This is a genomic window from Bacillus sp. FSL K6-2841, from assembly GCF_037976435.1.
Classification (GTDB): Bacteria; Bacillota; Bacilli; order Bacillales; family Bacillaceae; genus Bacillus; species Bacillus pumilus.
Genome location: NZ_CP150266.1, coordinates 1,652,395 through 1,664,481, shown reverse-complemented (window position 1 = coordinate 1,664,481; position 12,087 = coordinate 1,652,395). Strand labels below are relative to the sequence as shown.

Here is a 12,087-nt window from a genome sequence, read left to right as displayed (position 1 = left end):
TGTTCATCCTATTTATTATGTATTAGAACATAGCTGATATATACGTAAAACAGCCATTTAATAGACATTATATCAATCAGAGGAAAGGATAGGAAATAAAAACGCCTCTGCTATCAGCAGAGACGCCGGCCGTTATTTCATTCTAAAAGGCCACCAATTCCATTTACCGAAAATACGAACCATAACTGGGATAAAGAGCGGTAATACAACAAAAGCATATAATAAAAGCCCAATGAGTATGACCGTTGCAATTTCAACAAGTGATAATACACCGGACGGCAGCATAGCGGCGAAGGTTCCCGCTAATATCGCGACTGCTGAAATAATGACAGAACCCATATTTCTCATCGCTGATATCATGGATGCTTGCACATGCTCTCCCTTCCATTCATTAAAGCGATCCATTAGGAAGATCGAATAATCAATGCCAAGGGTGACAAGAATGACAAAGCTGAAAAATGGGACAGCCCAGCTGAGACCGTCGTAGCCAAAAAATGTTTTAAAGATCCATTCTGTTAAACCGACGGATGTAAAATACGTTAAAATGAGTGAAAGTGTTAAGTATATCGGCATGACGATTGACCGTAATAATATAATTAAAATGATAAAGATGCCAACTAACATGAAAATGACCGTTCGAATAAAGTCACCGTCAGATGTTTCTTTTAAATCTACATTTAAACTTGAGATACCAGACACACCGTAATTTGCATTCTTTAACCCGCTGACAGGTAAATATTGATCAAGGGTTTCCTCAATTTTTGCAACGCCTTTCATCGCCTCATTGCTGTATGGATTCACATTTAAAATAACTTCTAAGGTTGTTAATTTACGATCTGGAGACATATACGTTTGAAAGATTTGTTTAAATTCATGGCGTTTCAGCACTTCTTCTGGAATAAACCAGCCCGTTATTTCTTCATCTGGCGCTTGCTGAAGCTGCTTTAAATAGCCGTCCGCCTCTGTGAAGCCGCTTTTGACCTGCTCGAGCCCTTCAATGCTTTCACCTAATCCATCTGTTAATAATGTCAGTTTTGATGAAAGCTGGTTAAATCCTTTTTTGATGGCTTTTTGTCCGCCTGTCAGTTGATCTGCGCCGTCTTCAATTTTAGGCATTTCTTTGATCAATTGTTTTTGTCCTTCATTTGTTTGATCAAGACCGGCATAAATTTGGTCCAGCCCTTCCATGAGCGCTCTCACTTGATGTTTTACTTCTTTTTGCTTGCTTGAAAAGCTTTGAATCACTGAATCTGCTTTTTTGATCTTTTCTTTAAACAGAGAGGCTTCCTCTTCATACAGATTCATTTGATCCCCTGCTTGATCAAGCATTCCTTTTGTGTCTTTGAATACTTCCTTTATTTCTTTATATTCATCCATATCTTTTACTTCAGGAAGCCGTTTTTCAAGTGCTTCAAACGATACACTTTCATACGAACCTTTTACTTTTTTAATGGTGGTTATCAGCTGCTGATTTGATTTCGCATGACGTTCTAGCGTACTCACCATTCGTTTAAGCTCTTGAATCATCGCTTCACTGCTGCGATATTCTTGCTCTAATTCCTTTTTTGCTTTTTTGATTTTACTTCGGATGGTCCCGACACCATCTTTACTGCGCCTCACCCCATCTTCTAAAGAGATCAGGGACTCCCTTACTTCTCCAATGCCGCTTTTGATCGCTTTTGTTCCATCAATCAGCTGGTCAATGCCTTTAGCGGATTCTTGAATTTTTGGTTTTTGTTTAAGAAGGGCAAGATTTGTTTCGGTCAAACCATCTGAAATTTTTCCGATTCCTTCATGGCCTTTACCAAGTTCTCCTCCCAGCTCTTTTGCTTGAGAGGTGACGTAAAGCTGACTTAATCCATCACCAACAGGACGAGTGACACTGCGGACCGTCTTTACTTCGTCAATGTCATTTAATTTACGGGTTAGTTTTTCAATCATGACAATCTTTTCTTGGTTATCTAACTTGTTGTCACTTTCAACAAGTACATTCAGGGGCAGCGCTTCCCCAAAGCCAAATTGCTCTGATATCGTATTAAATGCAGACACTGATTCATATTTTGTCCCAATCTCATTTAAGCTGTTATAAGAAAGAGTCCCGTCGTACATCAAAATAGGGGGCACCGTAATGAGTGCAACTAAACCCAGGCTGATCAGCGGCCTTTTAAATGAAAAACGCCCAGCCCATTCCCACATTTTACTTTGCGGGTGGCGAATGTTTTCTCTTTTAGACGGCCAGAAAAGGGATTTTCCGAAAACAGACATAAAAAAGGGTACGATGGTGACAAGGGCGATCAGCAGGATGCCAACTCCTACAGCAACACTAACAGCTGATTGATACAATTGAAATTTGGCAAACCCAATGCTTGAGAAACCGACTAATACGGCTAAGCCGCTGAAAAGGACCGTTTTCCCTGCACATTTATATGTGATGATAATCGACTCTTTGACATCACGACCTTGACCGATTTCTTCTTTAAAACGGCTTAACAGCAAAATACAATAATCTGTTCCTATACCGAACATAATCGCTACCATAAAAATCTGAGTAAAATTAGATAGAGGAAATTGCATATATTCTACTAGAAAAGCCACAATACAACGGCTGACGGCATAAGAAATGCCGATCGTAATGAGTGGAACAACAGGTGCCAAAATCGATCTGAAAACAATGATTAAAATAAAGAAAATAAAAATAATCGTGATAAGTTCAGTTTTCTTCAGACCTTGTTGAGAGCTTTGAATGACATCTGAATCCACAAATTTTTGTCCCGTCATTTCATATGAGACATGATAGGGCTTTAAAACTTCCTCAATTTGTTCTTTAATCTTCACAGCTTTTGTTTCGTAGTGGTCGAATTTGAATGGAACAAGAAGTGTACTTTTATCCTTTGATAAAAGTTGTTTTTGAATGTCCGGATCTACATGAAAATACGAAGTAATTCCGTCAATGTGGAGGTCTGGAGCATGTGTCATGAGTGCAGATAAAGCCTTTTTTAATTCCTGCTCTTTCTTAGGGAACAGATGTTGTTCGGAGAATACAATGACACCCGTATCTTTTTTCCCATTTTGATCTGTGAGCTTATCCAATAAGTGAAGTGCCTCAGCTGTTGGTGTCCCCTCCGGAACCTTTAATTGCCCTTTTTCTCTTGTTAATTCCTCTAAATTGGGCGCAGTAATAAACAGAATCACAGCTGTTATCACCCACACCACTAATACAATCCATCTTGCTTTAATTATTTGCAACATAGCTGCTTCAAGCTCCTTCTAGTTCATCAATCAAATTGCTGTTTTTGAGCGTGTCTGAAGTGCTGACTGCGTCTCCTTCAACGTGCTAATGGCAGAATGACCTATTCAATTGTCTTTTCGTGTTGAAGAAACACACATTCATCATCACCACGCGAACTCAATTTCTGCCTAAAGAAAGACAGAAAATGAATGTTTTTGAACACCTCCTGTTTGGAATAATTTAAAAGATATTACTATACATTAGTTTAACTATCAAAATTTTACATGTCAATTTATAAAAAAGAAAAAAGATGGCAAAATACCGTCTTTTTTCTAGATTAAACCGTTTTTAATTGTTCACTTTCATCCTCTTCATCTGGCTGGATGAAGAAGATGACCAAAAATAGAGAAATAAGACTGCAAATGGTCGAGAGGATAAAAACAATGGAGTCCCCTTTATCCATGAGATAAGCGTAAATCGGTGGCCCTAAAGCGACACCGATAAAACGCATACTGCTGTAAAACGACGTAATGGTTCCGCACTGCTCTTTTTCAATTCCTTCTGTGATCAGGGCATCTAGTGCAGGCAGTACAATACCGATGCCAACACCGCCAATGCTTAAGCAGATAAACAATACGTAAAAGCTGTGATTCCACCATAAAAACATATAAGAAAGTGATAACAAGGCCATTCCTACGATTAAAAAGATTCTCATTTTCCCTTTTTCTTCTCCAATCGTTTTCCCAGCAACGTATGAGCTGATGGATAGAAAAAGGAGCGGAATGCTAAGCAGAAGCCCTTTTTTGACACCCTTAATTTGATAAGCTGCCTCTAGGTTATCAGATAAGTAAAAAAGCACACCAAAAAGAAGAAACATAATAAAACCGCCAATTGCAAAAATGGCATACAGCCAGCGTCCCTCATGCTTAAATATGGTCTTTGTTGATTTTAAAAATTCTTTAAATGAAGGCGGGTCCTCCTCTTTTTCCGCGGACTCTACCATGAACAGTACCATGAGAAAGCTGATGATTGAGAAGAACGGAATAAACCAAAACGGCACAAACCAAAACCATGAAGCCAAAAGCGCCCCAATAATCGGGCTCAATACCTTTCCAGCTGTGTTAGAGGTTTCAATGGCGCCTAGTCCCGCACTGACTTCTTCATCATCATGAAACAAATCTCCAATAAACGGCATCACGACAGGTGCTGCCCCGGCTGACCCAACACCTTGTAGGACCCTGCCAAATAGAATCCACATGTACGGCTCTTTCATGATCGTTGAGGCAACTGCTGCCACAGCCCCTCCAAGTCCTGCGATTAACAGACACGGCAGGAGTACCTTTTTTCGCCCGATTCGGTCTGATAAATAGCCGGCGATCGGAATACATAAGATCGCGACAACGGAGTATACCGTAATAATGAGGGAGACTTGAAAGGAAGTAATGGAAAGTGTCTTTTCTATCTGTGGCAATACGGGAATGAGCATCGAGTTCCCAAGTGTCATGATTAAAGGCACTGATGATAATGCAATAATATTCTTTTTACTAACTGTTTTCTCGCCCAACATCATTCACCCAATTCTATATACTGTTACGTATTAGTGTGGCAAGTTTTACGGGTATTATGTATGGGCAAACAAAAAGCAACCGCTTATGAAAGCGACTGCTCGTTAAAATCGTTTACGTATCACATGAAAGCTGAATTTATCCGCTCGAAAATAATTTAGTGAGTATAAGACCGGCTGATCATCCTGATCATAGTGCATTTGTTTCAATAATAATAATGCTGTTTCAGGATCACATTCTAGTATCGGTGAAACCTGATCGTGGTAGCCGATTGGTTCAATGTCAGCAACTGCATATTTAATCCCGCTGTGTGGTTCTCTTCCAAACAGCTCAAAAAGAGACTCTTCTTCATGTGTAAAAGAAGCAGGAAGATGCTTAACCGGAATTTTATCTAAACAGTAAACCACTGGCTGTCCATCTGCCGTTCGAACGCGCTCCATTGAAAAAATCTCATCAGATTCATCACACTGAAAACGAATCACATCATTCTCTGTTGGCTCCCCTTCTTGGGAGGATAAAAAGATGGTACCAGGCGTCATATTGACCTGCTCTATCATTTTCGTGACACTTGCCAGCTGTTCTATGCCTGTTGAAAAGAGGGGTCTTGTGTTGACGAACGTACCCACACCATGCCTTCTAATTAAATATTTCTCTTCTTCTAATATACGAAGGGCTTCACGCAGTGTCGCTCTGCTCACGCCTAAAAGCTTTGAGAGCTCAAATTCAGAAGGTAGTTTCTCTTTTTCGGCATATACGCCTGTTTGTATATCTTCTTTAATACGGTCAATCACTTTCAAATATAAATGGCGATTGTCTGTTTTGGTCGACATGTTTTCCCTCCGTCTAATCAATGCAAATGATAAGATGAGAAATCTCTATTCCGAGATAAGTTGAACATAACTATATCATGTTTTTGCAAATAAATAAATAGTCTGACTTCTAGTTAACATAATCATACTATCGTTCATTTCTTTTTTAGAAAGCTCTCTTCGATTTATGAAGAGAGCTCGTCATATTGTTCTTTTGAAAGCAGGACTTCTCTCGGTTTACTTCCTTCATAAGGACCGACAACGCCCCGCTCTTCCATTGCGTCAATCAGGCGGGCGGCCCGGGTATAGCCGATACGGAATCTTCTTTGAAGCATAGAGACAGAAGCCGTCTGCATGCCGATGATGAGTTCCACTGCTTCATCATATAAATCGTCATCCACAGCTGTAAGCTGATCCTGCGTTTCTTCAGTTGGGATCATTTCTTCTTGATATTGCGCTTTTTGCTGAGTGATCACATGATCAACGACATGCTCCACTTCTTCATCTGATAGAAAGGCGCCCTGCACACGAACCGGTTTGTTTGCACCAACTGGCAGAAACAGCATGTCCCCTCTGCCGAGCAGTTTTTCTGCGCCCCCCATATCAAGGATCGTCCTTGAATCAGTTTGCGAGGACACGCTAAAGGCGATGCGAGATGGGATGTTGGCTTTAATGACACCTGTAATGACATCGACAGAAGGTCTTTGTGTGGCGATAATTAAATGAATCCCAGCTGCACGAGCCATTTGCGAAAGTCTTGTAATAGAATCCTCCACATCTGAGGAAGCGACCATCATTAAATCTGCAAGCTCGTCTACAATGACGACAATATAAGGAAGTTCTGGCTGTTTCGCCTCTTCTGATTGATTCATTCGTTTAATGTAATCATTGTATCCTTCAATGTTTCTTGTCCCCGTATGAGAAAATAATTCATATCGGCGTTCCATTTCACTGACGACTTTTTTCAGTGCCTGTGAGGCTTTCTTAGGGTCCGTTACAACGGGAGCGAGCAGATGCGGAATGCCATTATACACATTTAGTTCAACCATTTTCGGATCAATCATCATCATTTTTACTTCATGAGGTTTCGCTCTCATGAGAATACTCGTGATAATACCATTAATGCACACACTTTTTCCGCTTCCTGTCGATCCTGCTACAAGTAAATGCGGCATTTTGTTCATTTCAGCGAGCACGGCTTCACCCGAAATATTGCGGCCGAGTCCAATCAGCAGCTTCGCATTTGGACGGTCATTTTGCTTCGATTCTAATACCTCTTTTAAAGAAACCATCGCAATTTCTGCATTAGGAACCTCAATCCCAATGGCTGATTTCCCAGGAATCGGCGCCTCAATCCGAATATCTTTTGCTGCAAGAGCAAGGGCTAAGTCATCACTTAAATTGACGATTTTACTTACCTTCACGCCAACATCGGGATAGACTTCATATTTGGTGACGGCTGGTCCTAAGTGAACCTGTGTGACTTTTGCTTTTACGCCGAAGCTTTGAAACGTTTTTTCAAGCTTTCTTGCATTTTCATATATATTCTTCTTGTCTGTTTGCTGTCCTGAGTGCTGCGGTTCTGCCAAAATATCCAGTGACGGCAATTCATAATCTTTGTTTTCAAGTTCCGTAAACGTCATCGGCGGCGCCTCTTTTGGTTCATCAGCTGAATCTGATGGAGCAGGCGCACTTTGCACAGATTCTTGAAGAGGTGAAGTCTCTTTTGCCGCCTGCTCTTTTTGAACGAGCGGGGTGAGAATGTCATCTCTATCTGCAAAGCTTGAGATAATCGGCTGACTATTGTCAGGTACCGCTGCTTCCTCTTCAACTAAGATCTGATCATCTTCGTCCTCTTCCTGAATACGAGACCGTTTTTTCTTTTCGGCCGTTTTCTGAGAGGGCACGCTCTTTTTCGCCTGCCGGATTCCTTTCATATCTTCAACAAACGCTTTCCACTGCTTCACCATAAATTGCGAGACAGGCAGCGTCACTTTTTTCACCATTTCTTGAAGAGATCGATTTGTAATCAGCACAATTCCAATCAGCATCAGAACGATTGCCATGATTTGAGAGCCTGCTTGTGCAAATAAGAAATAAGAAGCAGCAAATAATACGGCACCGATCATGCCGCCTCCTAAATCAGGCGATCCCGTCTCACCTTTCATGTCCATCAAGAAAAGCTCAAATGTATTTCTGATCACACTTTGAGAGCCTATCACACCTGCAGATGAGAGGTGCTGAAAGAGCTTCACATGAGACAAAAGCAAGATACTCGCAATGATGCAGTATAGCCCTGCCTTTCTCCTTGTCAACATATCTGGGATTTGTTTTTTCCAGAAGATGGTCACGCCAAAAAGAAATAATCCGATAAGGCAGAGAATGAACCATTCGCCTGCAAAAAATCGGAATAAATATACGAAGGTTTGTCCAACGACGCCTAGCTGTAAAATGGCAATGATCGCTATGGCAATACAGACTAACCCATTTAATTCATATTTCAGTTTTAGCTGTTTATTTTGTTTTTTTCTCGTTTTCCGTTTTCTCTTTTTAGCCATACTCATCACCTTACTACGAAAGAAAATATAACCTACCGAAAGATCAGAAAGAAAGCAGCCTGGTTTTGGCTGCATCTTGTTGTAAGTTTTCCCTTTATTATAGCATAGAATCATTCATATGAGTCGGTTTGATTGGAGCCTAATTGTAACTTCAATCGCTTGCCTGGTGCAAGCTCTTGATTCAGAAAATCCATTGGATTGGTACTCATGACTTGAACGATTTCTGCTTCATCCTCTTTCATTTCAACCATAACTGGCACGCCTTGGATGGATACCTGCTGAAGTTTGCGGTCTCCTTGCTCCTCCGCGTAAATGGCTTCATATGGCATAGGTGTGTATAAAATCATTGAATCATCCCCTCGTTTTGAGATGCCCTTTCTCCAATCAGCTCATTCAACTTTTTAATTGCTTGTCCTACACCGCCTACTTCATTCATGAGTCCGTATGCTGCTGCCTCATGACCAACAACATTTGTTCCAATGTCTCTTGTCAAATTGCCTTTTGAGAACATGAGCTCTTTGAACTTCTCTTCTGTAATATTGGAGTGGCTTGTCACAAAGTTAATGACTCTTTCCTGCATTTTATCTAAGTATTCAAATGTTTGCGGGACACCAATGACAAGACCAGTTAAGCGCACAGGATGAATGGTCATCGTGGCTGTTTCCGCAATATAGGAATAGTCACACGATACAGCAATCGGGACACCAATGGAGTGGCCGCCGCCAAGTACAATCGATACAGTCGGTTTTGATAGAGACGCAAGCATTTCTGCAATCGCTAGCCCCGCTTCAACATCGCCGCCTACTGTATTTAAGATGATCAAAAGCCCTTCAATTTTTGGGTTTTGCTCTACTGCTACGATTTGCGGAATGACATGTTCGTATTTGGTGGTTTTATTTTGTGGTGGAAGCTGCATGTGGCCTTCAATTTGTCCAATAATGGTAAGGCAATGGATATTTGTATCTTGCGGCAGCTGTGGTATGGCTGTTTCACCAAGCTGCTGTATTTTGCTCATTATGCTGTCTTTTTCTTCTGGCTTTCGCTCAGGCTGCTGTTCATTTTTTTCGTCCATTTGTCTCCATCCTTTCCTCAAACTCTCCTCCTATTATGAACAAGAAGGCCGTATTCAATCCGCATTCCTCGCACCACATCAAAAAAGCCCAAAGAGTTTATACTCCTTGGGCTTTCTCATCACACTTCCATAATAATTGGAATGATCATCGGCTTACGTTTTGTTTTTTCATATAGGAATTGATTAAGTACGTCACGCATGGATTGTTTCAATGTTGACCATTCAACAATTGAGTTTTCCGTTTGCTCTTTGACAATACCTTTGACCATTTCTGTCGCTTTCTCAATCAGCTCTTCAGACTCTCTGACATACACAAATCCTCTTGTGATGATTTCAGGTCCAGAAATTAATTGTTTCTTTTGTTTATCGAGCGTAATGACGACAATTAAGATACCGTCTTGAGACAATAAGCGTCTATCGCGTAACACAATGTTACCAATATCACCAACGCCCAGACCATCGATCAAAATATTGCCTTGGTGAACTTTTTCACCGATCTTGACGTTCTGTCCTCTAAACTCCACAACATCTCCTTTATCAATCAAGAAAATGTCACTTCGTTTCATTCCCACTTCTTCAGCAATACGAGAATGTGCTTTTTGCATACGATATTCACCATTCACCGGAATTAAATACTTCGGCTTGAGTAAGTTCAGCATGAGCTTTAACTCTTCTTGGCAGCCGTGTCCAGATACATGTACACGTTTTTGCGCAAAAATGACTTGTGCGCCGCTTCTTGTAAGGAAATCAACTGTTTTTGAATAGGTGAGTTCTTGTCCAGGAAGAGGTGTAGATGCAATCACAACCGTGTCATCTTTTTCAATATGAAGCTGTTTGTGATTTTGTTTCGCCATTTTTGTTAACGCAGCAAGAGGCTCTCCGTGGCTTCCAGCTGTCAGGATGACCACATCGTTTTTCGCCATTTTCTTCACTTCTTGAACTGGTACAAATAATTCTTCGTCTGCTGTGACATAACCAAGTTTGATCGCCAGCTGAAGAGTTGTCATCATATTCTTTCCTGCAACGGCAAGCTTACGGCCATTTTGATTTGTTGCATTAATGATCTGCTGCACTCGGTTAATGTTAGATGAAGATACAGCCACAATGACACGATTTTCAGCATTGTACATCGCATTTGAGATTTCGTCTTGGACGAGCGCCTCAGAAGGTGTATAACCTGGTTTTTCAGCATTGGCACTGTCTGAAAGAAGTGCTAGCACGCCATTGTTTCCAATTTTCGCAATCTCTCCGATGTCACAGGCTTGGTTAAGCGCTGGGGTTTGATCAAATTTAAAATCACCTGTGCATACGATTGAACCAAGAGAGGTTTTGAAGCTGATCCCAACTGAATCAGGGATGCTGTGATTCGTTCTAAAGAATGATACCTTTGTTGTTTCAAACGTAATGACTGATTTTGCATGAACTTCACGCAAATCAGCTTTTTGATTGAAGCCATACTGTTTTAATTTTTCTCGAAGTAACGCAAGGGTCAGCTTCGTTCCGTAAACTGGTACAGACAATTTGCTTAAGCAATGGAATACGCCTCCGATTGCTTCATCATGTCCGTGGGTAAGAAAAATTGCTTTCACCCGATCAGCACGTTCTGTTAAATAAGAGATATCAGGAATGACGACGTCAATGCCTAGCATTTCGTTTTCTGGATGCATCAAGCCTGCATCCACCACATATATGTCGGAATCAATTTCAATGACATATAAGTTTTTCCCGATTTCTCCAACGCCTCCGAGTGCAATAATTCTTACGTTCTCTGTATTTTTCTTTTTCAAAATTCTTATCCTCCTAGTCTCAAGCCCGTCCATCATCGCTTAATGCTATTATAACTGAATCTAATTTTAGAAAACAAGATGAAGTCACATTTTAAGAAAGTGTTTATGTATAAAAAACGGTCATACTCAGGGACATCTGAGAATGACCGCTTACGAAATCTTTTGTTTTGATCAGCTGTTTAAGACGCTGCTTAAATCCAGTCTCTCTTCTTCTGACAAAGGTAGAAGCGGAAGACGAACCGATCCGACATCTAGTCCTTTTAGCTGAAGAGCTGTTTTAACAGGCGTTGGATTTGGCGCTGAGAATAGCTGTTTCATGATTGGGAGCAGCTTTTGATGGATCAATGCGGCCTTGGCCGTTTGACCTGAAGCATAGCTTTTCAGCATTTCCTGCATATCAAGCCCTACGATATGAGACGCAACAGAGACTACTCCTTTTGCACCAACAGATACAGCAGGAAGTGTTAAGCTGTCGTCACCTGAATAAACATCGAAATCTTCTGGTGTCTCTGCAATGATTTTTGTCATAGCATCAAGATCACCACTTGCTTCTTTGATAGCGACAATGTTAGGTATTTGCGCAAGCTTAATGGTTGTTTCTGGGGCTAATGACGCAACCGTTCTCCCTGGTACATTGTAAAGCATGACAGGAAGAGATGTAGACTCGGCAATGGCTTTAAAGTGTGCATACATGCCTTCCTGTGATGGCTTGTTGTAGTAAGGTACGACAAGCATCACTGCATCAACGCCCGCTTCTTCTGCTTTTTTCGTTAGTTTGATAGACGCATTTGTATTATTACTGCCTGTTCCTGCAATGATTTTACAACGACCATTTGCTAATTTTACCGATTGCTGAAAAAGAGCGACTTTTTCTTCAGTCGATAAAGTTGGCGATTCGCCTGTTGTCCCTGCAACGACTAACGAGTCACTGCCGTTTTTTAACAAGTAATCAATGAGAATTGATAGCTTTTGGAAATCAATGTTGCCCTTTTTATCAAAAGGTGTAATCATAGCTGTTGCGATATTTCCGAAATTCATTTTTTTCACCTCATCATGATTCAATCACA

Annotated in this window: 8 protein-coding genes; all 8 read right to left on the bottom strand. The window is 40.9% G+C overall.

Going from position 1 to position 12,087, the window contains the following annotated elements:
- Positions 1-132 precede the first annotated feature (132 nt).
- Positions 133-3,249, bottom strand: a complete 3,117-nt coding sequence (locus MHH68_RS08255) for an MMPL family transporter (RefSeq protein ID WP_339165718.1) — start codon at positions 3,247-3,249, stop codon at positions 133-135.
- Between the two features lie 317 nt (positions 3,250-3,566).
- Positions 3,567-4,799, bottom strand: coding sequence for an MFS transporter (locus MHH68_RS08250; protein ID WP_180308990.1), 1,233 nt, complete (start codon positions 4,797-4,799; stop codon positions 3,567-3,569).
- A gap of 99 nt (positions 4,800-4,898) precedes the next feature.
- On the bottom strand, positions 4,899-5,624 hold the full coding sequence (locus MHH68_RS08245; RefSeq protein WP_058013955.1) for a GntR family transcriptional regulator: 726 nt from the start codon (positions 5,622-5,624) through the stop codon (positions 4,899-4,901).
- Positions 5,625-5,788: 164 nt separating this feature from the next.
- Positions 5,789-8,161 (bottom strand): DNA translocase FtsK, encoded by a 2,373-nt coding sequence (locus MHH68_RS08240; protein ID WP_169056538.1) that lies wholly within the window; start codon positions 8,159-8,161, stop codon positions 5,789-5,791.
- A 110-nt stretch (positions 8,162-8,271) separates the two neighbouring features.
- On the bottom strand, positions 8,272-8,508 hold the full coding sequence (locus MHH68_RS08235; RefSeq protein WP_058013957.1) for a YlzJ-like family protein: 237 nt from the start codon (positions 8,506-8,508) through the stop codon (positions 8,272-8,274).
- Positions 8,505-9,233: a ClpP family protease gene (locus MHH68_RS08230; RefSeq protein ID WP_058013958.1), complete on the bottom strand. Its 729-nt coding sequence runs from the start codon at positions 9,231-9,233 to the stop codon at positions 8,505-8,507. The genes MHH68_RS08235 and MHH68_RS08230 overlap by 4 nt, the downstream gene beginning before the upstream one ends.
- 119 nt (positions 9,234-9,352) lie before the next feature.
- Positions 9,353-11,020, bottom strand: coding sequence for a ribonuclease J2 (gene rnjB / locus MHH68_RS08225; protein WP_169056537.1), 1,668 nt, complete (start codon positions 11,018-11,020; stop codon positions 9,353-9,355).
- 171 nt (positions 11,021-11,191) lie between these two features.
- The gene (gene dapA / locus MHH68_RS08220) at positions 11,192-12,058 is read right to left on the bottom strand and encodes a 4-hydroxy-tetrahydrodipicolinate synthase (protein ID WP_339165717.1); all 867 of its coding nucleotides are present in this window, start codon (positions 12,056-12,058) and stop codon (positions 11,192-11,194) included.
- Positions 12,059-12,087: the final 29 nt, after the last annotated feature.

What these genes read in the sequence shown, in the direction of transcription:
- MHH68_RS08255 (WP_339165718.1), bottom strand. Translation starts at nt 3,249, where the DNA reads ATGTTGCAAATAATTAAAGCAAGATGGATTGTATTAGTGGTGTGGGTG.
- MHH68_RS08250 (WP_180308990.1), bottom strand. Translation starts at nt 4,799, where the DNA reads ATGATGTTGGGCGAGAAAACAGTTAGTAAAAAGAATATTATTGCATTA.
- MHH68_RS08245 (WP_058013955.1), bottom strand. Translation starts at nt 5,624, where the DNA reads ATGTCGACCAAAACAGACAATCGCCATTTATATTTGAAAGTGATTGAC.
- MHH68_RS08240 (WP_169056538.1), bottom strand. Translation starts at nt 8,161, where the DNA reads ATGGCTAAAAAGAGAAAACGGAAAACGAGAAAAAAACAAAATAAACAG.
- MHH68_RS08235 (WP_058013957.1), bottom strand. Translation starts at nt 8,508, where the DNA reads ATGATTTTATACACACCTATGCCATATGAAGCCATTTACGCGGAGGAG.
- MHH68_RS08230 (WP_058013958.1), bottom strand. Translation starts at nt 9,233, where the DNA reads ATGGACGAAAAAAATGAACAGCAGCCTGAGCGAAAGCCAGAAGAAAAA.
- dapA (WP_339165717.1), bottom strand. Translation starts at nt 12,058, where the DNA reads ATGAATTTCGGAAATATCGCAACAGCTATGATTACACCTTTTGATAAA.